The following is a 23,011-nucleotide window of genomic DNA, read 5'->3' on the forward strand; positions in this document are numbered from 1 at the left end:
GGCTCGTCCGCGAGCCTCAGTCGATGCGGACCGGGTTCCTCGCGCCGGGACCGAAGCCGCACATCGAGGGCGCCATCACGTGCTGCGGGCTGGTCCAGCCCGCGCACTGGTAGCCGGAGTGGTTGTACCAGTCGTGGCCGAACTCGTGCGCGGCCAGGAGCGTCTGGTCGCGCACGCCGCCCATGTAGAGCGCGATGCGCTGCCCGCGTCCCCAGTTGCAGCCGACGATCCTGCCGCCTCCGCCGCAGTCGGTGATGTAGGAGTTGCGGCACTCCACCGGGGTGTCCTGGCTGGTGGTCTCGTCCAGGTTCGCCCAGGCGGCCGCGCCCTGCCGGATGGTCGCGGCGTACTGCTGGCAGGAGGCCGTGAGGCGGTAGCTGCGGTCGGAGGGGACCGGCCAGCCGCCCGGAGGCGGCTGGAAGGACCGCGGGCCCGCCGCCGCGAGCGCCGTCAGCTCGTCGGCCGTGATGCCGTGGCCCTTCGCCGTGATGTCCGTCGCCGCGGCGGGCCGCCCTTGGGGGAGGGGCGTGGCCTGGGCCCCGGAGCCGAAGAGCCCGATGGCCACCGTCACCACGGCCGCGACGACGGATCTCAGGAGCAGGTTCCTTCGCATGGTTCTCTTCCTGGTGTGGGGGGCGTACCTCGTGGGGGGAGGCGATCTGTGTGGGGGGTGGCGCGTTGCCGTGTGCGGGGGAGCGTCGGCGAGGGCTCGCCGACCGGTACGCCGTTTGGTCTGGGCCAACGGCGGTGTGTAGTCCAAGAGTTGGCGGAAGTGCTGGTGAGAACAATCCGGGTATCGGTAGGTAGGGGTACGCAGAAAACCGGGGCGCGGCACGTGGTCCAGACCTATTGACCGGATTGGTACATGCCAATAACCTCCGAGCGAGCCCCAGCGGTGCCGCGGCCCACGGGCTCATGAGCGACGGGCGGCAGTGTCCGGACGCGCCGTCCGCACCACCCATCCGGAACCGACACTCGAGGGAGACCCCTTGAGATCCCCCACACGCAGACGCCTTCCCCGACGGGTCACCACGGCGCTCGTCAGCCTGGTCGTCCCGCTCGCCGCCCTGGCCGCTCCGGCACGGGCGGCCGACGCCCCCGCGGCGGACGCGGGGCGCGCGCCCTTCGTCCAGGCCGCGCCCTACCTCTACCTGGGCTGGGGCAACCCGCCCAGCGCCACCGACGTGATGCGGGCCACCGGCATCAAGTGGTTCACCATGGCCTTCATCCTCGCCCGGGGCGGCTGCAACCCCGCCTGGGACAGCCAGCGCCCCCTCACCGGCAGCGTGGACGAGACCACCATCAAGTCCATCCGCGCGGCGGGCGGGGACATCGTCCCCTCCATCGGCGGCTGGAGCGGCAACAAGCTCGGCCCCAACTGCTCCACCCCGCAGGCCCTGGCGGGCGCGTACCAGAAGGTCATCGACGCCTACCGGCTCAAGGCGGTCGACGTCGACATCGAGAACACCGACGAATTCGAGAGCCCGGCGGTCCAGGACCGGATCCTGGGCGCCCTGAAGATCGTCAAGCAGAACAACCCGGGCCTCAGGACGATCCTCACCTTCCCGACGCTCAACACCGGGCCCAACTCCTGGGGCAACCGCCTCATCGAGCGGTCCAAGGCCCTGCAGGCGGACATCGACAACTTCACGATCATGCCGTTCAACTTCGGCGGCCAAGCCGACATGTACGGCAACACCATCAAGGCCACCGAAGGCCTCAAGGCCAAGCTCGCGTCCGTGTACGGCTGGTCCGACGCGGAGGCCTACGCCCACATCGGCATCTCGGGCATGAACGGCAGCAGCGACACGGGCGAGGTCACCACGCCCCAGATCTGGACCCAGATCCGCGACTGGTCCAACGCCCACCACATCGGCCGGTTCGCCTTCTGGGCGGTCAACCGCGACCGGCCCTCGTGGCAGTTCACCTCCATCACCGCGGGCTTCACCGGCTGACCACCGGCCCTGCCCGAGGACGCGTCGGCTCTCCCGGACCGCTCAGGGAGAGCCGACGCGGCCGTCAGGGCGCGAGCGCGCGCCCCTGCCGGTGGACCTCGGCCCGTGAGCTGACGCGCAGCTTGCGCAGCACCTTCGCGACGTGCTGCTCGACGGTGCGCGGGGAGAGGAACAGCACGTCGGCGATCTCCCGGTTGGTGTGCCCGAGCGCGACGAGCCGGGCGACCTCCCGCTCCCGGGGCGAGAGCTCGTCGCCGTAGCCCCGGCGGCCGCGCCGGGACGGCAGCGGCACGTTGTGGCCGCGCAGCACCCGGCGGCAGCGGGCCGCGTCCCGGGTGGCGCCGAGGCCGGTGAACCGCTCGGCCATCGCCGCCAGTTGCTCCGCGGCCTGACTGTCGCCCGCGGCCAGACGGCAGCGCGCCGCCGCCTCGCCCGCGCGGGCCGCCGCGTAGGGCAGCGGCAGGACGGCGTACGCGGTCCGGGCCCGGTCGAAGGCCGCCGCGGCCTCCTCGGGGCGGCCGCGGCCGAGGGCCAGGGAGCCACGACAGGCCAGGAGCGCGGCGGCGGCCAGCGGAGCGTCCCGGCCCGCGATGCCGTCGGCCAGCTCGGCGGTGACCCGCTCCGCGTCCGCGAAGCGGCCGCCGCGCACCAGCGCCGCCACCGCCATCGGCGCCAGGTCGCCCGCCCAGGACCAGATGCCCTTGCGGCGGATCCTGGCGATGCCCCGCTCGGCCTCGATGCGCGCCTCCGCGCCGTCGCCGCGGGCCTGGAGCAGCCGGGCCATCGCGCCGGACGCGGTGGCGAGGACGGGTCCCGGGGCGTTGTGCGGGGCGGCGAGCCCGGCGGCCCCCAGCTCGGCCGCGGCCTCGTCCCACTCGCCGCGCGCGGAGGCCAGGAGGCCGAGGACGAGGTGGGCGTCGGCCGCGATGCCCGAGACGCCCGGCATCACGTCCAGGACGTGCCGGGCCCGTTCGGCGAGGCCCTGCCAGCGGCCCTCGTACCAGTCCAGGCGCAGCGCGGTGCCCTCCACGATGCCCGACAGGAACGCGGCACCGCACTCGGCGGCCAGGCGCCGCCCCAGCCTGCGGAAGCGGTGGGCCGCGCGGAAGTGGCCCAGACAGGTCGCGGCGTCCGCGAAGTTGCCGCAGGCGCGGGCGACCTGACGGCGGTCGCCCCCGGGCCCGGCCGCGTCGATGAGGCGCTCCGCGTGCTCCCAGACCGCCGGGTCGCCCACGTACATGGCGAGCGCGAGCCGGTTGGCCCGCACGGCGGTGGACGCCGCCGGGCCCGGCTCCCGGGCCGCGAGGTCCTCGGCCTGCTCGATCCAGCGCTCGTAGACGTGGTAGGGGTGGTCGCCCCAGGCGGGCATGGCCAGGGCGGCCATGCCGCGCGCCGCGAGGGCGGGACGGCGGCGCAGCTCCCTGATCGCCCACTCGGTGTTGATCCGGCCCTCCTCGTGCCGCCCCGCCTGGTTGTAGAGCAACAGGCCCAGATGGAGCCGGATCTCGCCGCGCAGGCCCTCGGGCAGGTGCTGGTCGCGCACGATGCGGCACAGCAGCGCCGTCGCCCTGCGGTGGGTGAGCCCGACCACCGCGTCCCGGCTGAGGTCCACGGCGATGCGGGCGCACGCCATCCGGCCCAGGCGGCCGTCGGACAGCAGCTCCTCCAGGAGCTCCACGGCCAGGGCCAGGTCGCCCATCGCGCGCGCCGAGGCCGCCGCGGCCTCGCCGTAGTGCTGCCAGCGCGCGAGCTCCCCGGCCCTGCGGGCGTGGTACGCGAGCTGGACCAGGGGCTGCGGGTCCTGCGCCGCCAGGGCGCGCACCGCCTGCCGGTGCAGGCGGTGCCGGTCGGGCCCCGGCAGGCTCGCGTAGACGGCCTGCTGGGCGAGGGCGTGCCGCAGTCCGTACTGGTCGTCGCCCCACTCGTACAGCACACCGGCGAGCAGCGCCTCCCGTACGCCCGCCGCGTCCGCGGCCGTGGCGGGCAGCCCGGCCGTGCCGCGCACGACGTTCGCGATCAGCTCCTCGCCCGCGGGGACGCGCAGCACGCAGGCGGCGTGCACGGCGGCACTCGCCCCGGGCGAGAGCACGCTCATCCGGTCGGCGATGGCCTCCTGGAGCGGCGTGGGCACCGTAAGGCCGTCCAGCGCCTCGCGCCCCGCGCGCGGCGCGTGCCGCACGGTCTCCGGCAGCGCGCGCACGACCTCCTCCACCACGAACGGGATGCCCGCGGTTCGCCGGTGCAGTTCGGCGGCCAGGGCCGCGGAGGCCTCCTCGGTGCCGGTGAGGGCCGCGCACATGGCGCGCACGGCGGCCACGTCCAGGGGCCGCAGCGGGACGACGACCGCCGTGGTGCCCGGCGGGTGGTGATAGGCGCGCCCCAACGGCAGCCGCGCGCCCGGCAGTTCCTCGCGGCGGTAGCTGAGGACCACCGACAGGGCGCCTGGCGGGTCGTCCACCAGGAACCGCAGCAGGTCCCGGGTGCCGTCGTCGGCCCAGTGCAGGTCCTCCACGACCAGGATGGCCGGGCCGAGCGCGGCCAGCAGCGCCCGCACGGCCCGGAAGAGCCGGTGCCGGTGGGCCCGCGGCTCGGGCAGCGGCTCGGGGGCGGGCGGCAGCCGCCCGGCGAGTTCCGGCAGGTAGGGGCACAGCGCCCCGCAGACCGGGTCGAGCGCGGCGGGCAGCCCGCCCGCGGCCAGCGGGCGCAGCAGGTCGATGACCGGCCCGTACGGGAAGGGCTCGCGCAGCGGGCGGCAACTGCCCGTCAGGACGCGGCGGCCGCGCCCGCCGAGGTGGCGCAGGGCCTCGCGGATCAGCCGGGTCTTGCCGATCCCGGCCTCGCCCTCGACCAGGGCCACCGCCGGCGGGCGCGCCACCGCGCCGGTCAGCGCGCGCAACTCCGCCGCCCGGCCGACCAGGACGGGCGCTTCCGGGGTGCGCAGGAGGGAGGCGGTCATGGGGACTCCGGCCTGTGGGGACCGTGGCGCACACGAGGGCGACGGGCGCGACACCACGGTGACAGCGTGAAGTTATGCCGAAGGCGTGCGCCTAGCAAGAGCACGCCCACCACCGCGCGACCCCTGGGGCTCCCGCGGGCCCCTGGGGCGGACCAGGCGACCGCCGCCGCGCCCTGCCGCCGGGTGCGCGCCCGCGTCAGCCGAGCCTCTCGCCGTACACGTGGCTGACCGGCATCGTCATCAGGACCCTGCGGTCGGCGACCATCACCGCGCGGTACTCGTCCCAGTCCGGGTGCTCGCCCGCCGCCGCGCGGTAGTAGCGGACCAGCGCCTCGACCTCGGGGCCGTACGGGTCGGTGCCCGGCCCGGTGAGGGTCACGGTGCCCTCGGCGGTGGCCCACGACCGGCCGTCGGGGCTGGTGACCTCCAGCGCGGCGCGCGGATCCCGGCGCAGGTTGGCCGTCTTGGCCCGCCCCTCGGTCATCGACACGTGGACGACGTCGGCCTCCTGGTCGTAGGAGGGCATGACGGGGGAGAGTTGGGGGCGGCCGTCCGACTTGATCGTGGCGAGGACGCCGAGACGGCTCTCCGCGAGCAGTGTGCGCGGGTCGAAGGGGGTGTCAGTCATGTCTGAAGCCAAGGCGCGGGAGGGGGTTGTCTATTCCTGCCGGGAGTGAGGGCCTTGCGGAACGCCGGGCGCGTGACGCGGTGTGCTTCCGTGCGCTCCCCGCCCGGACTTGATCGCCCCGGTCGCACGGGATGAAGTGTCAGCGCAGCCGCCCCGAGAGGAACGGACCCCGCCATGGCCGAGAGCAAGCGCAGCCCGTCGTCCGACACCAGCTGGGGCCGGGCCGTCGTCGTCGGCGGCGGGCACGCCGGTCTGGTCACCGCGCGGGTCCTGGCCGACCACTTCGCCGAGGTGCTCGTCCTGGAGCGCGACGCGCTGCGGCCGGACAGCGGGGTGCACCCGGGCGTCCCGCAGGGCTACCACGCGCACGCGCTCCTCGCCCAGGGCGGCGAGGTCCTGGAGGAGCTGTTCCCCGGCCTGCGGGCGGAACTCGCCGACCTGGGCGCGCCCGTCTTCGACTACGGCGAGCGGATCAGCTTCCTGCTGCCGACCGGCTACGCGCCGCCCGACCCGGTCGGCGTGTCCATCCAGACCTTCACCCGCGACGAGCTGGAGCGGCGGCTGCGGCAGCGCGTGGCGGAGCTCCCGGCCGTGCGGCTGCTCGCCGCGACGTCCTGCGAGACGGTGACGGGCAGCGCCCCGGACCGCCTGGACCGGGTCCGCTACCGCGCCCGCGGCGCCGACGCGGCCACCGAGGTCGCCGCCGACCTGGTCGTGGACGCCTCCGGCCGCTCCACGGCGGTCGACCGCTGGCTCACCGAGGCGGGCCTCCCGGTCTCCGACACGGCCGTCGTGAAGGCGAAGATCACCTACACGTCCGCGTGCTACGCCCGCCCGCCGGGGGACGAGCGGGACTTCGACGTCGCGTACCAGATGGCCTTCGCGCCCGGCGTGCCGCGCGGCGGCGTGGTGCTCGCCGTGGAGCGCGACCGCTGGATGTGCTCGCTGTTCGGCGTCGACCGGCACGTGCCGCCCACCGATGACGAGGGCTATCTCGACTTCGCCCGGTCCCTGGGCAATCCGCGCCTGGCCGAGCAGATCAAGCGCGGCACCAGGGAGGGCGAGATCCACCGCTACACCAACCCCGGCAACGAGTGGCGCCTGCACCACAAGAACCCCCGCTGGCCCGAGCGCCTCATCGCCGTCGGGGACGCGGTCTGCGTGTTCAACCCGGTGTACGGCCAGGGCCTCACGGTCGCCGCGCTCGAAGCGGAGCTCCTCGGCCGTCTGCTGCGCCACCGCCGCACGCACGCGTCCGGGCTCGACGGGCTCAGCCGCGCCTACCAGCGCGCGGCGGCCCGGGTCATCCAGGTCCCCTGGACCATGGCCAGCAGCTCCGACCTCATGTGGGCCCCGGGCAAGCAGCCGCTGCCCGCGCGCTTGGCCCACTGGTACAACCAGCGCGTCTTCGCCCTCGCCGTCCACGACCCGGGCGTGTGGGCCCGGTTCGTCCGCGTCCTGAACATGACGGCGCCGCCCTCCCTGCTGTTCCACCCCGCGGTCCTGGCCAAGGTGGTCCGCCACGCGCTCACGCGGCGGGGGCGCGCGGGCTAGGGCCTGTCCGACGGGTCGGGTCCGGCCGGGCGCGCCCCGCTCTCCTCGGCCGCCGGGTCCTGGGCCCGTGCCGGGGCCGCCGCCCGTGTGTTGACGTAGGCGGTGAGCTGGCGCACCTGCCGTTCCAGGTTCTTGATGCGGTCCACGATGTCCTCGGGGAGATTCGGCATCAGTCGCCCTCCGTAGCTGTCGGGCCGAGCGGGCTTTCCAGGAAGAGCTCCGCGGTCTCGGCGCGGCCCCGCTCGGGCGCGGTGACCTTGACGCCGATGACGCGGTAGGTCGCGTCGAGGCCCTCGGCGAACCACACGTCGCGGATCCGCAGCCGCACGGTCGTGCCGAGCAGCGCGGGCGTGGTGTCCGCGTCCAGGCGGACCCGGACGGCCGGGATCACCACCGGCCCCGCGAGCGCGCCGAGTTCGGCGCGCGCGAGGGCGTTCAGGGCCGCCTTGTCGGTGACGTTGCTGTGGTCGGAGGTGGTGTCGACGCGGGGGAACCCGGCGTCGATGAGGCCCTGCGCCACGAACTCGTCCGACTGGACCGGGCGTTGGGCCCCCTCGGGGGTGCCGCCGCGGGCGCGCGCGGTCGTACCGCCGCGGGTGGCGTCCCGGGGGAAGGAGTACGTGAGCACGTCGCCGGGCAGGTCGAGGACCGTGGTGCCCTCGCCGAGGTGGATGCGCGGGGAGCCGAAGAGCAGCCGCCGGGCGCGCCGCCCGGTCGCCGGATCGCGGTAGACGCTCACCAGGTACTCGAACCCGGGCTCCATGGCGGCGAGTTGGGCGATCGCGTCGTCCACGGGGGTCTCGTCGCCGTCCTGGTAGGCCACCGTGCGCCGGGTGCCGGGCGGCGCGGGCGCGTAGCCGACGCCGATGTCACCGCCGGGCGCGGCCTGGATGTGCTCCCACAGGCGGCGCACGACGGTGAGGTCGTCGGTGTCGGTGAACGTCAGGTTCTGCCGGATGCGGCGGCGGGCCGCGTACGAGTCGAAGGTGGCGGCCTGGAGCGCGACGCTGACCTGGCCCTGCTCGTCCATGGCCGGGGTGAGCGTCCAGACGATGCCGCCCCAGCAGATCTGGTCGCCGCGTTCGAGGTAGACGGCCGTGCGCCCCTCCACGATCTGCTGGACCCGCCGCGCCACGCGGCGGTTGGGCACCGGCAGGGTGGCGCTCAGCGAGCCCGGCCTGCCGATGTAGTCGTCGAACTCCAGGCCCTGGAGCGGCAGTACGTCGAGGGGCGTGTCGGTGCGCAGGTCGGCGAAGTACGCGAGGTAGGGGCTGTCCACGGCGGTCAGGCGACCGGGTCGACGCGGACGAAGCGGCTGTCGAAGTACGCCTTGGTGGTGCCCGTGCGGTACGCGGCGGTGGCCGTGTACTCGACGCCCGGGGTGAGGCGGCCCAGCGCGAAGCTGGTGTACACGGAGGCCGAGCCCGCGCCGGTGTAGACGGCGGCCCGGTCGTCGGACGCCGTGCTGAGGTCGGCGCCGCCCGCCTTGGGCCGCACGGTCACGGAGAGGTACGCGCCGCCGCCGTTGTCGCTCGCGGCGCGGGCCCCGATCGCGATGTGCACCCAGGTCGACGACGGGGCGACGAACGTGGCGACGAGGGGACTGGCACCGGCCAGCGCCTCGGTGTACGTCTGCGACGTGGTGTTCCCCAGGGTCGAGCTGCGCGTGAGCATGGCGTCGGGGATGTACTTCTGCCACTGGCCGCCGTCCCAGCGCTCCAGGCGGCCGCCCGCGTCCCGGTACTGGCCGACGTGGGTGCCCTGGGCGCCGAAGCCGCCCCCGGCGGGCAGGATGCCGCCGAGCGCGGCGGCGTAGCGGCGCCGGTCGGCGACCGCCGTGGCCCAGGTGATGCCCCGCGCCGCCGAGGCGCCCGCGGGCACCGACACCTCGTACAGGAGCTCGGCGCTCTTGGGCAGGGCGGGCGGCACCGGGGCGCCCGCGGGGGTGCCCTGGACGATCTCCAGGACGACCTCGTAGCGGCCGGAGGCGTCGTAGTCCGCGTCGTACACGCGCACCACGAGCGCGTCGACGCGCGGCAGCGTGGCGTGGCCGTCGGCGAAGGTGAGCAGCGTGTCGGCGTCCACGGTCACCGGGTAGCCGCCCTGGGCGGCCGCGGAGGTGCCGGGCACCCACAGCCGGCCGGGGGACAGGCGGGCCTGCATGCTGGCGGCGGCCGTGCCGGACAGCTGGAGCCCGCCGAAGGCGCAGCCGCCGCGCGCGGTCAGCGGACCGGACGAGGCCATGCCGAGGCTCGCGGCGAGCCGCGTGTCCTCCCGGGTCTGCCCGGTGGGCAGATGCCATGCGGAACGTATCGTCATCGAGCACTCCAAGGGTGGCGGACGGGGGGTCGGGCGCCGACGGCGGGCCTCACCACTCGGCCGAGCGCCAGGCGACGGTCGCCGACGCCAGGTCCGCGTCCCCCGACTCGGCCCGGAAGGACAGCCGGTTCGCGCCGGGGGCGAGGGTGAACAGCTCCTCGGGGGCGCTGCCCACGGTCGCGGTGTGGCGGCGGGACGCGGTGCCGTTGAGCAGCACCGTCCCGTCGGCCGTGTCGATCTCCAGGACGTCGCCGGAGGACAGGGTGAGCCCGTACTCCAGCCAGGTGCCGTCGTCGTGCAGGGCCAGGCGCGGGACGGCGCACGGACCGGTGACGGAGATCAGCGGATGGGCGGGGGCGCTGCCCGTGTTCTCCACCGTCACCTCGCCGACGGCGCCCGGGGTGCCCCAGTTCAGGGGCCAGGCCAGCGGCCAGGTCAGGCCCGGCTCGCGGCGCGGCAGGCCGACCGTGGCGCGGCGCGCGACGCTCGCGTAGCGCCGGGGGTCCATGGCCTTCCACTGGAGCGTCGCCTTGGCCAGGCGGGTGGCGAGGAACTGCCGGTCCGTGGGCACCACGCGCTGGACGACGCGCGCCCTGACGGCCAGCGTCTCGCCGTGGATGCGCACCGCGAGCCACTGCTCGTCGTCGCGCACGGCGGTGGCGGAGCGCAGCGCCCGCAGCGCGGCGAGGGCCGCTTCGGGGCCGCCGTCCGGGTCCGGCGCCAGCCACACCTGCGCGGTGACCGTGCGCGGCTGCGCCCACTGCGTACCGGGCCAACCGCCGTGCCCGGCCGGGCGGTTGGCGTCGGACGACTCCAGGCCCGGCAGCTCCTCCCAGCCGGTGAGCCCCTCGGCGGCGATCCAGAAGTCGGTGCCGGGGCCGAGCAGGAGCCGCGCCCACTGCAGCTGCCCGTCCGTGGTGATCAGCGCCCCGGGCTCGCCGTCGGCCGCCCGGGCTCCGTCGGCCGCCCGCGTGCCGTCGGCGGCGCCGTGGCCGCGGTGGCCGTACGTCGGTCGCGTGGTCATCCGCTCACCTCACCCCCTGGCCTTCATCAGGAACATCAGCTCCTCGGCGGTCTGCCGGGCGCTGCCGCCGCGGGCTTCGTGGTAGTGCTCGATCACGACGGGGCCGCCGGGGCCCCGGGGCCGGGGAGCGAGCGCGCCCGGCGCCCCCGCGCCGGGCCGCAGGCCCCGGGCGAGCAGCGCGTCGAGCCTGCTCAGCGGCAGCACGGCCTCGGCCTGCCCGGCCTCGCCGAGCAGGGCGAGCGTGCCGCCCGCGCGCGGCAGCACGATGCCGCCCCGCGCGAGCGTCGGGATCGTCGGCAGGTTGACGCCGAAGGTCCTGCCGCCGACGCCCGGCACCCAGCCCGGGATGGACACCTTGACCTGGTTGAGCGCCCGGATCGCGTTGTTGACCAGGCCGATCACCGCGTTGATGGGCCCCTTCACGGCCCCGAGCACGCTGGTGAAGACGCCTCGGGTGAAACCGGCGAGGCCGTTCCACGCCCGGTGCAGCCCGTCGCGCACCGCGCGGAACGCGGCCGGTAGGCGCTCCCGGAGGAAGTCGAGGGCGGGCCTGATCACGGCGAGGACGGCGCGGATCACGGTCGTGATGATGGTCTTGTAGATCGTGAAGTACGTCTTCACGACGGTCCAGATCACCCTCAGGACCACCTGGAAGGCGACCTTGATGGCGTTCCACGTCGTCTGTACGACCTGCCGGGCCACGCGCATGGTCGTGCCGATGGCCTGGCCGATGATCCGGAACGCCGTCCGCACGATCCGCTGCACGGTCTTGGACTGCATCGCCATGTCGATGAGCTTGGTGATCAGCGGCATGAGGAGCGCCATGACCGCCCCGAAGACGTTCGCCTTCATGGCGGTGTTCAGGCCGCGCTGCGCGCCGGTGACGCCTTGGAGGCCGGACTTCATCCGCCCCATCAGGCCGCCGCCGCGCGTGGCCGACTTCCCCGCGCCGTCCATGGCCCGGTCGGCCCGGCCCGCGCTGCGCGCCGCGGCGTCCGCCTGCGTCTTGACCCCGCGCAGCGACTGGGCCGTGCGGTCGAGGCCGCCCTTGATCCTGCCGACGGCCCGGTCCGCCTGCTCCACGGTGGCCCGCAGCCTGCCGACGCCGGACTCGGCCTGCCCCGCGCCGGTCCGCAGACCGCGGAAGCCGGAGGCGGAGCGGTTGAGTGCTTGGACGAGGGACATGGGTGCCTGCCTCCTGAGGGGACGTCGGGCGCGTCAGCCGAGGGCGCGGACGAGACTGTCGATGCGCGCCTCCAACCGGTTGATCTGGGCGGCCGCTTCGGTGAAGCTGCCGGTGTTGGCCAAGGTGGCCCGTTGGGACGCAGGGGTGCTGGTCGTGGCCCTGCGCCCCAGGGCGTCCAGGCGCCGGAGCGCCCTGGCGGCGTCACGGCGCGCCGCGTGAGCGGCGTCGAAGGCGCGGCCGACGGCCCTGCGGGTGTCCGTGAGGGACGCCTTGAGGTCCTCGGGCCGCAGCCCGGCGGCGCGGTCCCGCTGCTCCTGGAGGTTCTTCTGGAGGTGTTCGAGGAGGTTGAAGTCGAAGCTGGCCAGCTTGACGCTGCCGGTCACGGCCGCGAACTCCTTCTTCATCGCGGTGACTTCGGTGACCGTGGCGACCGCGTCGACCTTCGCCAGGCCGCGCTCCAGCTTCCAGACGAACGACTGGTGTTCCTTCTCCAGCTGGTTCAGGCGGTCGTCGACGCTCGGCATGGGGTTCTCCGTGGCTCGGTCGGTGGTCTGTCACCCGAAGAAGCGGGCCAGGTCGGCGGCCCCGGGGGCGTCGGCCGCGGGTGTCTGCGCGGCCGCTTCCGCGCCGGGGCGCGGCACCGGCTGCGGCGGCTGGGGCGGGGCCTCGTCCTCGTCCCGGTTGACGCACGCGAACATCCAGTTCGCGACGGCCAGATGGTCGACCACGGCGGCGAGCAGCTGGTCGCCCAGCGACCACCCGGCCGCCTCGCCCTCGTGCGCCAGGCGGAACGCGCTGTCCCGCGGCAGGTGCCGCACGAGTACCGCGAGCCGCCGCGACGACAGCTCGCCGCGGTACCAGCCGAGCAGGTCCACGCCGTAGTGGCGCAGCAGATCCGCCTCCAGGGCCTCGGCGTGCTCCTCCACGAGCGCGCCGAGGCTCAGCCTTCCCCCACGCTCAGGCCGGTCTCCTCCCCGTACGCGTTGAGGACGGCGGCCACGTCCTGCACGCTCAGGTCGTGGTCGGCGAGCCGCTTGTACTGCTCGTCGCCGAGGAGCAGCGCGAGCAGCCCGTCCAGGTCGTCGTCGGCGAGGGCGGCGAGGGCCTGGGCGGCCCGGCGCGGGATCTCCGTGGGCAGCGAGAACGTCTCGCCGTCCACCTCGAACTCCCATGTCAGGCCCAGCGATTCGAGCCGCTGGGCGCGGGCGGCGTTGACGTTGAAGGGCATGCGGCTCCTCGGTCTGCTGGGGCGGCGGCTACTTCGCGAAGGCGGGGTCGTTCATGATCCAGGTGGCGAGGGCGGCGGTGTTGTCGACGGCCAGGGCCGTGAAGGTGATGCCGAGCTTGACCGACGCGGTGCGGGTGAGCTGGAGCTCCTCGGTCTCGGTGACCTGGCCGCGGGCGATGGTGAAGCGGTACTTGATGACGTCGCCGTCGGAGAACTCCACGCCGAGCATCCGCTCGTCCTTCCTGGGCTCGGCGGCCACCTTGTACGTGTAGAGCTTGGAGCCCTCGGCGGTCTCGGTGACGCCGTCGCCGCCGAAGAAGAACGGCAGCGTGTCCTCGTTCAGCTGGAGCAGCGCGAACTTCACCGTGAGGTCGCGGTCGGAGTACACGAAGCGGGCGGGGCTGACGGACTGCCAGGTGTCCACCGGGTCGATCTTGTCCTTCTTGTTGAAGCGGATGCCGTCGGTGGTGGTGTAGCCCAGGTCCCGCCAGCCCGCCGCCCAGTTGGCGGTCACGTCGGCGGGGATCGCGGTGCCGAGCGGTGCGGTGAGGATGCGTCCCGTACCGGCGACACGGATCTCGTTGGGGTTCATTCCGGGCATGCTGACTCCTTCGGGCTCCGGTGGGCTCCTTCGGGCGGTGGCGCGGGAACGTCAGGCCGGGCGGATCGAGAGCCGGGTGGTGGACAGATAGCGGCTCGCGGCCTGCCGGTTGTAGTCGGGCAGCCAGCGCGGCCCGTCCGCCTCGACCGCGTCGGTGACGTGGGCGCTGCCGTACGTGGTGCCGCGCACGGTGAGCAGCGCCGTGCGGGTCGCGGTGGCCACCGCGTGGGCCGTGGGCTTGTCGGGGCCGTAGACCTCCAGGTCGATCAGGGGCTGGTCGAGGTGGAGGTCGTCGACCCAGGCGCCGCCCGCCCGGGAGACGAGTACGGCCTTCTGGGTGCCGTCGAAACCGGGAGGGGTGCGGTTGTCGACGATGACTCCGGCCAGCTCGGGACGGCTCTTGAGGTGGTCGACGACAAGGCGCTCGACGTCCGGGAACACGATGGGCGGATCACTCACACGCACCCTCCTTGCGTGGTCCGGGACGGTCATTGTGGCGAGGGAGCGAAGGGGGTGCAATGCGCGGGCACGTCAAGGACGGTGACTGTGCAGAGGAATGTGATGCTCCGTCAACTGCCGTGTTATGAGAGGCGGTTCAGCAAGCAAGGGGAGGGAGGGGTGTCACTTCCGACCGGTGGCCCCGGGCGCGGACGACGTGCTCGACGACGTCGGCACCCTGATCCTGTCGCCGTCCGCCGCCGTCCGCCGCCGTCCACGAGGCCTCGCGCTCCCGGCTCAAGCGGACGGGGTGTGGTCATGAAGAAGTCCAGGCCGGGCCCGTGCGGGCCCGGCCTGGACTTCGGGTCGCGGAACGACCGGGAGGCTACGGAGGACTAGACGAGGTCGAACCGGTCCAGGTCCGTGACCTTGGCCCACGCCGCGACGAAGTCCTTCACGAACTTCTCCTTGGCGTCGTCGCTCGCGTACACCTCCGCGATCGCGCGCAGCTCGGAGTTCGAGCCGAAGACCAGGTCGGCGCGGGTGCCCGTCCACTTGACCGCGCCGCTCGCGTCACGGGCCTCGAAGGTGTCCTGCGCCTCGGACGTCGACTTCCACGTCGTGCCCAGGTCGAGCAGGTTGACGAAGAAGTCGTTGGTGAGCGTGCCGGGGCGGTCGGTGAGGACGCCGTGCTTCGACCCGCCGTGGTTCGCGCCGAGCACGCGCAGACCGCCGACGAGGACCGTCATCTCGGGCGCGCTGAGGGTCAGCAGGTTCGCCTTGTCGATGAGCAGGTACTCGGCGGGCAGGCGGTTGCCCTTGCCCACGTAGTTGCGGAAGCCGTCGGCCGCGGGCTCGAGCGCCGCGAACGACTCGACGTCCGTCTGCTCCTGCGCCGCGTCCACCCGGCCGGGCGAGAAGGGCACCTCGACCTCGACGCCCGCGTCCTTGGCGGCCTGCTCGACCGCCGCGTTGCCCGCGAGGACGATCAGGTCGGCGAGGGAGACCTGCTTGCCGCCGGACTGGGCGGAGTTGAAGGACTCCTGGACGCCCTCCAGCGTGCGCAGCACCTGCGCGAGGCTGTCCGGGTTGTTGACCTCCCAGTTGCGCTGCGGCTCCAGGCGGACGCGGGCGCCGTTGGCACCGCCGCGCTTGTCGCTGCCGCGGAAGGAGGACGCCGACGCCCACGCGGCGGAGACGAGCTGCGCGACGGTGAGGTCGGTGGCGAGGATCCGCTCCTTGAGGGTGGCGGCGTCCGCGGCGTCGATGGTCTCGCCGGTGCGCTCCGGCAGCGGGTCCTGCCACAGCAGCACCTCGGAGGGGACCTCCGGGCCGAGGTAGCGGACGACCGGGCCCATGTCACGGTGCGTCAGCTTGTACCAGGCGCGGGCGAAGGCGTCCGCGAACTGGTCCGGGTTCTCGTAGAAGCGGCGCGAGATCGGCTCGTAGACCGGGTCGAAGCGCAGCGACAGGTCGGTGGTGAGCATCGTCGGGCGGTGCTTCTTCGTGGCGTCGAAGGCGTCCGGGATGATCTCCGGGGCGTCCTTCGCCACCCACTGGTGGGCGCCCGCCGGGCTCTTCGTGAGCTCGTACTCGTACTCGAAGAGGTTCTTGAAGAACAGGTTGCTCCACTGCGTGGGCGTCTCGGTCCAGGTGACCTCCAGGCCCGAGGTGATGGCGTCCTTGCCCACGCCCGTGTTGTACGTGCTCTTCCAGCCGAGGCCGAGCTGCTCCATGGGGGCGGCCTCGGGGTCGTTGCCCACGTGGTCGGCGGGGCCCGCGCCGTGGGTCTTGCCGAAGGTGTGGCCACCGGCGATGAGGGCGACGGTCTCCTCGTCGTTCATCGCCATGCGGCGGAACGTCTCGCGGATGTCGCGGGCGGCGGCGACCGGGTCCGGGTTGCCGTTGGGACCCTCGGGGTTGACGTAGATGAGGCCCATCTGGACCGCGCCGAGCGGGTTCTCCAGCTCGCGGTCGCCGGTGTAGCGCTCGTCGTCGAGCCAGGTGGTCTCGGGGCCCCAGTAGACGTCCTCCTCCGGCTCCCACACGTCCTCGCGGCCGCCCGCGAAGCCGAAGGTCTCGAAGCCCATCGTCTCCAGGGCCACATTGCCGGTGAGGACCATCAGGTCGGCCCAGGAGATGTTCTTGCCGTACTTCTTCTTGACCGGCCACAGGAGGCGGCGGGCCTTGTCGAGGCTCGCGTTGTCCGGCCAGCTGTTGAGGGGGGCGAACCGCTGCTGACCGGCGCCCGCGCCGCCGCGGCCGTCGCTGATGCGGTACGTGCCCGCGCTGTGCCAGGCCATGCGGATCATCAGCGGGCCGTAGTTGCCGAAGTCGGCGGGCCACCAGTCCTGCGAGGTGGTCAGGACCTCGGCGATGTCCCGCTTCACCGCGGCCAGGTCGAGGGAGCCGAACGCCGCGGCGTAGTCGAAGTCCTCGCCCATCGGGTTCGCCACGGCCGGGTTCTTGGCGAGGATCTTCAGGTTCAGCCGGTCCGGCCACCACTGGCGGTTCCCGCCGCCCTGCGTCGGGTGCGGGGCGCGCCCGTGCGCGACGGGGCAGCCGCCTGTCTCCTCCGTCTTCGGGTCGGTGACGATTGCGTCGGGGTTCTCAGCCATGGGAATCCTCTCGGATCGGTCTAGGCGAAACATGGAGCTCGAAGAACAGCAGGCGGTGGAAGGGGCCGCACCGACCGCGTGATCGACGTCAGGGACGACTCCGTACGACTTGTGGTGGTTGTCCCTGACGCGTCCTTGGGACAGGGGCGAGGCTGCCCTTGGCCATCGTCGGGAACCGATCCTACGATGGACGGGATCCAGGTCAAGAAGCTCACCTGATCCATATTCATTCGGAGCAAGTAGCGCTGCCGTAAACTCCGGGTACTCCACCGAACCGAGTAGGTGAACCGACATATGAGCGACCTGCTGGAGCGACTGCGCGGGCGTGGCTGGCGGGTGACCTCCCAGCGACGTGTCGTCGCCGAGGTCCTCGACGGCGACCACGTCCACCTCACCGCCGACGAGGTGCACGCGCGCGCGGCCGAGAGACTGCCAGAGATCTCCCGCGCGACCGTCTACAACACGCTGGGCGAGATGGTCTCCCTCGGTGAGGTCATGGAGGTCTCCACCGACGGCCGCGCCAAGCGCTACGACCCCAACGCGCACCACCCGCACCAGCACTTGGTCTGCTCCCGCTGCGGCACCATCCGCGACGTCCACCCGACGGGCGACCCGCTGTCCGCCCTTCCCCAGGAGGAGCGGTTCGGGTTCGCGGTCTCCGGCGCCGAGGTCACCTACCGGGGGCTCTGCCCGGCCTGCGCCGTCTGATCACGCCCCGGCGACGGAGAGCACGATCTTGCCGGTCGTACGGCCCCGCTCGCCCAACGCGTGGGCCCGGGCGGCCTCTTCGAGCGGCAGGACCGCGTCGACGAGCACGCGCAGCAGGCCCTCCTCGACCAGCGAGGCGATCGCGCGCAGACCGCCGTGGTCGGGCTCGACGAGCATGAACACCGCCCGCACCCCGGCCGCCTCGGCCTCCTGCGCGGGGAAGGCGTCGTCCGGCGGAAGGAGCGAGAGAAGCGTGCCGCCGGGCCGCAGCGTGCGCAGGGACCGGGCCCAGTGGGGGCCGCCGATGCCGTCCACGACGACGTCGACGTCCCGGAGCAGCGCGGCGAAGTCCTGGGTGCGGTGGTCGATCAGCTCGTCGGCACCGAGCGAGCGCAGCAGCTCGTGCTTGGCGGCACTGGCCGTGCCGATGACGTGCGCGCCGCGGGCCTTGGCGATCTGCACGGCCAGGTGGCCGACGCCGCCCGCGGCGGCGTGGATCAGAACGCGCTGCCCCGGCCGGACGTCCGCCGTGTCCACGAGCGCCTGCCACGCGGTCAGCGCGGCCAGCGGCAGGGCGCCCGCCTGGACGTGGCTCAGGCCCTCGGGGCGCGGCGCGAAGTGCCGGGCCGGGGCGGTGACGTACTCGGCGTACGCGCCCGCCGGGTGCGGGAAGCGCGGCATGCCGAACACCGCGTCGCCCGGCCGGAAGAGCGCCACGCCGTCGCCGACCGCCGCCACCACGCCGGAGACGTCGAAGCCGAGGGTGAAGGGCGGCGTCGTACCGTCGGCGAACACGCCCCGCGCGCGGGTCTTCCAGTCGGCGGGGTTCACGCCCGCCGCGTGCACCCGGACCAGGATCTCGCCCCGGCCCGGATCCGGTCGCCGCACCGTGACGACCTTGAGGACGTCCGGCGCTCCGGCGGCGTCCTGGGAGACGGCGCGCATGGTGGTGGGGGTGGTGGTGCGGTGCATGGTGGCGTGCCCTCTTCGGCGGTCGTTCCTGCGGATGTTCCGGTGGTGCGCGCCGGGTCCTGCCCGGGCGCGTCCTCAGCGTGCCGGGGCGAAGACGGCTCAAATAGGGGCCTGATGGCCAGGGAGCGACAGGATCGGGTCACGCGGTACGAAGAGGCGCGCGGTCCCGGTTCACGACGTCCCGGCCGTCGCGGGTGCTCCGGTCGCTCCGGGCGCGAGGATCTCGTGGACCAGCGTCACCAGGTCCGCGACGGCCGGGTGGCCGAGGCCCTCGCGCCAGGCGAGCACGAGCGGGACGGGCGGGGCGTCCGCGAGCGGGCGGTAGACCAGCGCGGGATGCGCGTAGTTGCCCGGCGTGGCCGACGTGGTGACGCCCACGGCGCGGCCCGCGGCGATGGCGATGAGCCACTCGTCGGTGTTGGAGACCTCCAGGGTCGCGGCGGGCCGGGCGGCCGACGGCCACAGCTCCGCCGTGGTGGTGCCGGAGACGGTGTTGAGGGCGATCGTGCGGTCCGTCAGATCCGCCAGGGTGATCCGGGGGAGCGCCGCCAGCGCGCTGTCCTTGGGCATGACCACCACCCGCTCCTCCATCCGCAGGAGTTCGGTGCGCAGCCCGGGCGCGGCGACCGCGCCGCGCAGCAGCGCCGCGTCGACCTCGCCCCGGGTGAGTCCCGCGGTGCGGTCGTCGACGCGCAGCAGCTCCAGCGGGACGCCGGGGCGCGTCTCGTCCCAGCGGCGCAGCAGCGCGACGGTGTGGTCGCCGAGCGCCGCCCAGGTGTGGCCGAGGCGCAGCGGCCAGCTCGTGAGCCCCGCCGGGTCGAGGGCGGTCTCGACGGCGGCCAGCGCGGCGGTGGCCTTGTCGCGGAACGTACGGCCCTCGGCGGTCAGCTCCAGATGGTGGGTGGAGCGGTCGGCGAGGCGGGCGCCGAGGTGGTCCTCCAGCTGGCGCAGGGTGCGGGAGAGCGCGGGCTGGCCCACGTGGAGGCGGGTGGCGGCGCGGGTGACGTTGCCTTCCTCGGCGATGACGAGGAAGGCCCGCAGATGCCGCAGCTCAATGGTCATGCTTCCAGAGCATAACCGCAGGGAAATAGGCATTTCACGCGGCGCGTACGGCTCCCTAGCGTGAAGCGCATGACTTCTACGACAGCGTCGACGACTGCGACTGCGGCTACGACTGCGAAGGCGACGACGGTGACGGCCGCTTCCGCCCCAGCCGCGTCCCCCAGGGCCACCGCGTCCCCCAGGGCCACCGCGCCCGCCGTCCTCCGCCGGGCCGCCGGGCGCGGCACCCTCGGCGGTGTCGGCCTGGTGCTCGCCGGGGCGGTGACCGTGCAGTTCGGGTCGGCCGTCGCGGCCCTGCTGTTCCCCCGCGCGGGAGCGCTCGGCACGGTCGCGCTGCGGGTGACGTTCGCCGCGGTGCTGCTGCTGGTCGTCACGCGGCCCCGGCTGCGCGGGCACACGCGTACCGACTGGGCGGTGGCGGGCGGCTACGGCCTCGCGCTCGGCGGCATGAACGTCCTCTTCTACCAGGCGATCGACCGGATCCCGCTGGGCGCGGCGGTCACCCTCGAAGTGCTCGGGCCGCTGCTGCTCTCGGTCGTCGCCTCGCGCCGCGCCGCCAGCCTGCTGTGGGCGGGGCTCGCGCTGGCCGGGGTGTTCCTGCTGGGCCAGGGCGGGTTCGGGCGCCTCGACGCCGTCGGCGTGGCGTGCGCGCTGGGGGCCGGGGCGATGTGGGCGGCGTACATCGTGTGCGGTGCCCGTGCGGGGGCCCGCTTCCCGCGTCTCGACGCGCTGGCGCTCGCGATGACCGTCGCGATGCTGGTCAGCCTGCCGCTCGGCATCGGGGCCGCGGGCGCGACGCTGCTCGAACCGGGCGTGCTCGCGCTGGGCCTGGTGATCGCGGTGATGTCCTCGGGCATCCCGTACGCCCTGGAGCTCCTGGCCCTGCGCCGACTGCCCGCGGCGACCTTCGCGGTCCTGACGAGCCTGGCGCCCGCCCTGGCCGCGCTCGCCGGATACCTGGTCCTCGGCCAGGGCCTCGCGCCGGTCCAGTGCGCGGCGATCGCGCTGGTGGTGGCCGCGAGCGTGGGCGCGGTCCGCACGGGCGGGCGCTGAGTCCGGGCGGCCGCCGTCGACACCCGGGCCGACCCCGCTCGAAGACGGTCAGTTTTCGAGAAGCGCCGCCCGCCGACGGGTGCCTACCGTGGTCGTCATGGACACCAAATTGCAGGTGAACGCCATCATGCTGGGCGTCGATGACGTCGTACGCGCCAAGGAGTTCTACGTCGAAGGGCTCGGCTGCGCGCTCGAGCAGGAGCACCCCGGGTTCGTGCGGTGCGGCCTGGGGGAGGGCTCCTCGTCCCTGGTGCTCTACCCGCGGCAGGAGGCGGCACGGGACGCCGGGGTCCCGGCGGAGGGAATCGGGTTCCGCGGCTGCTCGTTCCACTTCGTCACCGACTCCCGGGCGGCGGTGGACGAGGTCATGCGCGCCGCGGTGGCCGCGGGCGGCACCGCGGTCAAGGAGGCGACCGCGGCCGAGTGGGGCGGGTACGACGGCTACTTCAGCGACCCCGACGGGCACCTGTGGAAGGTCGCCACGCAGGCCTGAGCGCGCCGCGCGCCGCGGCGGGCCGGGGAACCCCCCCCGGCCCTCCGCGGCAGCCCGTGGTCAGTCGGTGTACGTGAAGCCGATGGACGCGGTCAGGGAGGTGCCGCGGGCCGTGGCGAACTGGACGGGGCCCGCCTGCGGATAGGCGGGCGCGGTGAAGGTGACCTTGGTGTCGTCGACGACGCGTACGTCCGTGGCCGCGACCCCGCGGAAGCCGCCCGCCGTCGGCGTGCCCGCGAGGACCTGGGTGGTGCCGGTGAGCCCGGCGCCGGTGAGCGTGACGGTGAAGCCGCCCTTGACGGAGCCCGTGGCGGGGCTGACGGCGGTGAGCGCGGCCGGGACCGGGCTGAGCGGCGCGGTGGCCTTGACGAACTTCACGGTCACGAAGTGGTCGCTGCCCATGGTGACGCTCAGGGAGGCCGCGCGGGTCGGCTGGACCTTCCCGTCGACGGTCCAGCGGTCGATCTTGTAGCCGGAGTCCGGCATCGCGGTGACCGTGACCTGGTCACCGGTGGCGAACAGGCCCGTGGAGGGCGCGCTGACCGTGCCGCCCGTGCCGTCCTGGGGCACCGCGGTGAGGGCATGGCGCTTGGCCTGCGTGCTGTCGGCGGGCGTGCGGTAGTTGGCGAGCACCGGGCCCGTGAGGTTCATGACGCGGGTGGAGTCGGCGGGCTTCTCGGACCCGAGCGCCACCCCGCGCGGCGCGCCGTCGTACTCCTGACGGGGGTTGGAGAACCACATCTTGTTCTCGCACTTGTCCTCGTCGGCGCAGCTCATGGTGTAGCCCATGATGTCGACCCAGGTGCGGTCCTTCGGCAGGAAGCCGTGGTTGTCCGGGTAGTAGGGGTTGTAGTTGCCCGGCCGGTAGTTGTCCTCGGCGGGGTCGACGGGGTCGGTGACGTAGTCGTGGGTGAGGCCGAAGTTGTGGCCGATCTCGTGGGCGAGGTGGTGGGCGCCGAAGGTGTCGGCCTGCTGCGCGCCGAACCCGGTGTCGTCGGTGCTGTACTGGGCGTTCTCGCCCGGCATCAGGCGCGGCAGGGAGGGGGTCATGCCGGTCCCCGCCGTGTAGAGGCCCACGGGGGGCGTGAACTTCGACAGGACGTGCACGAGGTCGGCGCCCTTCTCGTCCCGGGTGGCGCGGACACCGGCGGCCCAGTCGTCGGAGTAGCGCGGGTCCTCCGGATTGGCCAGGGCGTTCGTCATGCCGTCCATGTCGCTCGCGGCGCCGCTCCAGCTCGTCGTCTCGAAGGTGCCGAGCAGATGGAGGCGGGCCGTCACCTCGCTGGCGGCGTAGGCCTGGTTGGCGCCCTCGACAGCGGCCTTGGCCTGGAGCTCGATGGCGTCCGCGCCGCCCTCCGTGCCCGTGGCTGTCTCCGGGGTGTAGCCGATCAGTATGTCGATGACCGGGTCCTTGGGCTCGGCGCGGCGGCTGGGTGGCGCGGCGGGCCGTGCGGGTCTGGCCAGCCGCAGCGCGTCGCGTACGAGCGGGGTTTGGCGGATGGTGTCGAACGAGCGGACGCGCGACTCCCCGGACCGCACGACGTCCAGGGCGTGGCGCACCCGCCCCTCGTGGATCTCCCCGGCGACCTTGGGCCTGCCCTTGCCGCAGGCGCCGTCGACCGCGAGGGTGACCGGCCGGTCCGGGTGCCCGGCCAGGTGTCCGCTCCACAGCAGGGTGCCCTCGCGGTCGCGCGAGACCTTCAGGGCGTGGGCGGTGACGGACCTGCCCCCGGGCAGCGGCAGGACGCGCCGGTCGGGCGCCGCCGTGACAGGCCCGCGTCGGCACAGGGCGCGGAAGGCGCCCCCGGGCCACTCGACCTCGCCCGTGCGCAGCAGGCCGGGGAGGCCGGGGGCGGGCGGCGCGGCGGCGGGACTCGGGGCCGCGGGCAGGGCGGCGGCGAGGGCGGCGGCTCCGACGACGGCGAACCTGACGGGGATCATGGGCCTCCTTCGTGTACGCGGGCGAACGGTTCGGACACGAGAACGATCACTCGGCGCGCGGACGGACGCGGCAGGAGCGGGGCCGAATGGCCGCCTGCGAGGGGTGAGCGCGTCGGGCGGGGCCGGGGCGCGGCGAACGGCGCGTCGGCCACTGTCGGGGGAGAGGGACCGCGCGTCGGCCACTGTCGGGGGAGGAGGACCGGGCGTCGGCCGCGGTCGGGGGAGACGGACCGCGCCGATCTCATTGACGTGCGCTTGTCAGCTGCCTAGCGTGC

Annotated in this window: 21 protein-coding genes and 1 pseudogene; 5 read left to right on the forward strand and 17 right to left on the reverse strand. The window is 74.1% G+C overall.

From position 1 onward, the window contains the following. Positions 1 to 16 precede the first annotated feature (16 nt). Positions 17 to 613 (reverse strand): hypothetical protein, encoded by a 597-nt coding sequence (locus ACIG3E_RS15560; RefSeq protein ID WP_399615916.1) that lies wholly within the window; start codon positions 611 to 613, stop codon positions 17 to 19. Positions 614 to 1,028: 415 nt separating this feature from the next. Between ACIG3E_RS15560 and ACIG3E_RS15565 the strand changes: the two are divergent. Then, a pseudogene (locus ACIG3E_RS15565) lies at positions 1,029 to 1,955 on the forward strand (chitinase); the annotation flags it as partial. Positions 1,956 to 2,019: 64 nt separating this feature from the next. On the opposite strand, the gene ACIG3E_RS15570 reads toward ACIG3E_RS15565, so the two are convergent. Together ACIG3E_RS15570 and ACIG3E_RS15575 are read right to left on the reverse strand one after the other, a co-directional pair. Beyond that, a complete protein-coding gene (locus tag ACIG3E_RS15570; RefSeq protein ID WP_399615918.1) occupies positions 2,020 to 4,911 on the reverse strand; it encodes an ATP-binding protein in 2,892 nt (963 codons plus the stop codon). Positions 4,912 to 5,107: 196 nt separating this feature from the next. After that, positions 5,108 to 5,539, reverse strand: a complete 432-nt coding sequence (locus ACIG3E_RS15575; protein ID WP_399615920.1) for a PPOX class F420-dependent oxidoreductase — start codon at positions 5,537 to 5,539, stop codon at positions 5,108 to 5,110. Positions 5,540 to 5,713: 174 nt separating this feature from the next. Here ACIG3E_RS15575 and ACIG3E_RS15580 point away from each other — a divergent pair, with 174 nt between their 5' ends. Then, positions 5,714 to 7,093 (forward strand): FAD-dependent oxidoreductase, encoded by a 1,380-nt coding sequence (locus tag ACIG3E_RS15580; RefSeq protein WP_399615922.1) that lies wholly within the window; start codon positions 5,714 to 5,716, stop codon positions 7,091 to 7,093. Here ACIG3E_RS15580 and ACIG3E_RS15585 read toward each other — a convergent pair. The 11 genes from ACIG3E_RS15585 to katG form a co-directional block, all read right to left on the reverse strand. Continuing rightward, on the reverse strand, positions 7,090 to 7,263 hold the full coding sequence (locus tag ACIG3E_RS15585) for a hypothetical protein (RefSeq protein ID WP_399615924.1): 174 nt from the start codon (positions 7,261 to 7,263) through the stop codon (positions 7,090 to 7,092). The genes ACIG3E_RS15580 and ACIG3E_RS15585 overlap by 4 nt on opposite strands. Further along, positions 7,263 to 8,372, reverse strand: a complete 1,110-nt coding sequence (locus ACIG3E_RS15590; protein WP_399615926.1) for a hypothetical protein — start codon at positions 8,370 to 8,372, stop codon at positions 7,263 to 7,265. Before ACIG3E_RS15590 ends, ACIG3E_RS15585 begins: the two co-directional genes overlap by 1 nt. A gap of 5 nt (positions 8,373 to 8,377) precedes the next feature. Continuing rightward, positions 8,378 to 9,412 (reverse strand): hypothetical protein, encoded by a 1,035-nt coding sequence (locus ACIG3E_RS15595; RefSeq protein WP_399615928.1) that lies wholly within the window; start codon positions 9,410 to 9,412, stop codon positions 8,378 to 8,380. 49 nt (positions 9,413 to 9,461) lie between these two features. After that, a complete protein-coding gene (locus ACIG3E_RS15600; RefSeq protein ID WP_399615931.1) occupies positions 9,462 to 10,436 on the reverse strand; it encodes a phage distal tail protein in 975 nt (324 codons plus the stop codon). A 9-nt stretch (positions 10,437 to 10,445) separates the two neighbouring features. Beyond that, positions 10,446 to 11,621 (reverse strand): hypothetical protein, encoded by a 1,176-nt coding sequence (locus tag ACIG3E_RS15605; protein ID WP_399615933.1) that lies wholly within the window; start codon positions 11,619 to 11,621, stop codon positions 10,446 to 10,448. A gap of 33 nt (positions 11,622 to 11,654) precedes the next feature. Continuing rightward, the gene (locus ACIG3E_RS15610; protein ID WP_399615935.1) at positions 11,655 to 12,146 is read right to left on the reverse strand and encodes a hypothetical protein; all 492 of its coding nucleotides are present in this window, start codon (positions 12,144 to 12,146) and stop codon (positions 11,655 to 11,657) included. 30 nt (positions 12,147 to 12,176) lie between these two features. Then, complete coding sequence (locus ACIG3E_RS15615; RefSeq protein ID WP_399616757.1) at positions 12,177 to 12,497, reverse strand: hypothetical protein; 321 nt, start codon at positions 12,495 to 12,497, stop codon at positions 12,177 to 12,179. Between the two features lie 65 nt (positions 12,498 to 12,562). Then, positions 12,563 to 12,850: a hypothetical protein gene (locus ACIG3E_RS15620; protein ID WP_399615937.1), complete on the reverse strand. Its 288-nt coding sequence runs from the start codon at positions 12,848 to 12,850 to the stop codon at positions 12,563 to 12,565. A gap of 28 nt (positions 12,851 to 12,878) precedes the next feature. Further along, the gene (locus ACIG3E_RS15625; protein WP_399615939.1) at positions 12,879 to 13,451 is read right to left on the reverse strand and encodes a phage tail protein; all 573 of its coding nucleotides are present in this window, start codon (positions 13,449 to 13,451) and stop codon (positions 12,879 to 12,881) included. A 51-nt stretch (positions 13,452 to 13,502) separates the two neighbouring features. Continuing rightward, positions 13,503 to 13,910 (reverse strand): hypothetical protein, encoded by a 408-nt coding sequence (locus ACIG3E_RS15630; RefSeq protein WP_399615941.1) that lies wholly within the window; start codon positions 13,908 to 13,910, stop codon positions 13,503 to 13,505. A gap of 374 nt (positions 13,911 to 14,284) precedes the next feature. Beyond that, positions 14,285 to 16,507, reverse strand: a complete 2,223-nt coding sequence (katG, locus tag ACIG3E_RS15635) for a catalase/peroxidase HPI (protein WP_399615943.1) — start codon at positions 16,505 to 16,507, stop codon at positions 14,285 to 14,287. Positions 16,508 to 16,801: 294 nt separating this feature from the next. Here katG and ACIG3E_RS15640 point away from each other — a divergent pair, with 294 nt between their 5' ends. Then, positions 16,802 to 17,215: a Fur family transcriptional regulator gene (locus ACIG3E_RS15640; protein ID WP_138963550.1), complete on the forward strand. Its 414-nt coding sequence runs from the start codon at positions 16,802 to 16,804 to the stop codon at positions 17,213 to 17,215. On the opposite strand, the gene ACIG3E_RS15645 is transcribed toward ACIG3E_RS15640, so the two are convergent. Together ACIG3E_RS15645 and ACIG3E_RS15650 are read right to left on the reverse strand one after the other, a co-directional pair. After that, a complete protein-coding gene (locus tag ACIG3E_RS15645; protein WP_399615946.1) occupies positions 17,216 to 18,187 on the reverse strand; it encodes an NADP-dependent oxidoreductase in 972 nt (323 codons plus the stop codon). Between the two features lie 171 nt (positions 18,188 to 18,358). Beyond that, positions 18,359 to 19,249 (reverse strand): LysR family transcriptional regulator, encoded by an 891-nt coding sequence (locus ACIG3E_RS15650; protein ID WP_399615948.1) that lies wholly within the window; start codon positions 19,247 to 19,249, stop codon positions 18,359 to 18,361. 69 nt (positions 19,250 to 19,318) lie between these two features. Between ACIG3E_RS15650 and ACIG3E_RS15655 the strand changes: the two genes are divergently transcribed. Both ACIG3E_RS15655 and ACIG3E_RS15660 read left to right on the forward strand, forming a co-directional pair. After that, on the forward strand, positions 19,319 to 20,302 hold the full coding sequence (locus ACIG3E_RS15655; RefSeq protein WP_399615950.1) for an EamA family transporter: 984 nt from the start codon (positions 19,319 to 19,321) through the stop codon (positions 20,300 to 20,302). 97 nt (positions 20,303 to 20,399) lie between these two features. Continuing rightward, on the forward strand, positions 20,400 to 20,795 hold the full coding sequence (locus ACIG3E_RS15660) for a VOC family protein (RefSeq protein ID WP_399615952.1): 396 nt from the start codon (positions 20,400 to 20,402) through the stop codon (positions 20,793 to 20,795). Between the two features lie 60 nt (positions 20,796 to 20,855). Here ACIG3E_RS15660 and ACIG3E_RS15665 read toward each other — a convergent pair whose 3' ends face one another. Then, complete coding sequence (locus ACIG3E_RS15665) at positions 20,856 to 22,736, reverse strand: reprolysin-like metallopeptidase (RefSeq protein WP_399615954.1); 1,881 nt, start codon at positions 22,734 to 22,736, stop codon at positions 20,856 to 20,858. Between the last annotated feature and the right edge of the window lie 275 nt (positions 22,737 to 23,011).

It is taken from the genome of Streptomyces sp. NPDC053474 (genome assembly GCF_044544845.1).
In the GTDB taxonomy this organism is placed as follows: Bacteria; Actinomycetota; Actinomycetes; order Streptomycetales; family Streptomycetaceae; genus Streptomyces.

Excerpts from the sequence above, each read along its gene's own strand:
- ACIG3E_RS15560 (WP_399615916.1), bottom strand. The coding sequence starts at position 613 with ATGCGAAGGAACCTGCTCCTGAGATCCGTCGTCGCGGCCGTGGTGACG.
- ACIG3E_RS15570 (WP_399615918.1), bottom strand. The coding sequence starts at position 4,911 with ATGACCGCCTCCCTCCTGCGCACCCCGGAAGCGCCCGTCCTGGTCGGC.
- ACIG3E_RS15575 (WP_399615920.1), bottom strand. The coding sequence starts at position 5,539 with ATGACTGACACCCCCTTCGACCCGCGCACACTGCTCGCGGAGAGCCGT.
- ACIG3E_RS15580 (WP_399615922.1), top strand. The coding sequence starts at position 5,714 with ATGGCCGAGAGCAAGCGCAGCCCGTCGTCCGACACCAGCTGGGGCCGG.
- ACIG3E_RS15585 (WP_399615924.1), bottom strand. The coding sequence starts at position 7,263 with ATGCCGAATCTCCCCGAGGACATCGTGGACCGCATCAAGAACCTGGAA.
- ACIG3E_RS15595 (WP_399615928.1), bottom strand. The coding sequence starts at position 9,412 with ATGACGATACGTTCCGCATGGCATCTGCCCACCGGGCAGACCCGGGAG.
- ACIG3E_RS15600 (WP_399615931.1), bottom strand. The coding sequence starts at position 10,436 with ATGACCACGCGACCGACGTACGGCCACCGCGGCCACGGCGCCGCCGAC.
- ACIG3E_RS15605 (WP_399615933.1), bottom strand. The coding sequence starts at position 11,621 with ATGTCCCTCGTCCAAGCACTCAACCGCTCCGCCTCCGGCTTCCGCGGT.
- ACIG3E_RS15610 (WP_399615935.1), bottom strand. The coding sequence starts at position 12,146 with ATGCCGAGCGTCGACGACCGCCTGAACCAGCTGGAGAAGGAACACCAG.
- ACIG3E_RS15620 (WP_399615937.1), bottom strand. The coding sequence starts at position 12,850 with ATGCCCTTCAACGTCAACGCCGCCCGCGCCCAGCGGCTCGAATCGCTG.
- ACIG3E_RS15625 (WP_399615939.1), bottom strand. The coding sequence starts at position 13,451 with ATGCCCGGAATGAACCCCAACGAGATCCGTGTCGCCGGTACGGGACGC.
- katG (WP_399615943.1), bottom strand. The coding sequence starts at position 16,507 with ATGGCTGAGAACCCCGACGCAATCGTCACCGACCCGAAGACGGAGGAG.
- ACIG3E_RS15640 (WP_138963550.1), top strand. The coding sequence starts at position 16,802 with ATGAGCGACCTGCTGGAGCGACTGCGCGGGCGTGGCTGGCGGGTGACC.
- ACIG3E_RS15645 (WP_399615946.1), bottom strand. The coding sequence starts at position 18,187 with ATGCACCGCACCACCACCCCCACCACCATGCGCGCCGTCTCCCAGGAC.
- ACIG3E_RS15650 (WP_399615948.1), bottom strand. The coding sequence starts at position 19,249 with ATGACCATTGAGCTGCGGCATCTGCGGGCCTTCCTCGTCATCGCCGAG.
- ACIG3E_RS15655 (WP_399615950.1), top strand. The coding sequence starts at position 19,319 with ATGACTTCTACGACAGCGTCGACGACTGCGACTGCGGCTACGACTGCG.
- ACIG3E_RS15660 (WP_399615952.1), top strand. The coding sequence starts at position 20,400 with ATGGACACCAAATTGCAGGTGAACGCCATCATGCTGGGCGTCGATGAC.
- ACIG3E_RS15665 (WP_399615954.1), bottom strand. The coding sequence starts at position 22,736 with ATGATCCCCGTCAGGTTCGCCGTCGTCGGAGCCGCCGCCCTCGCCGCC.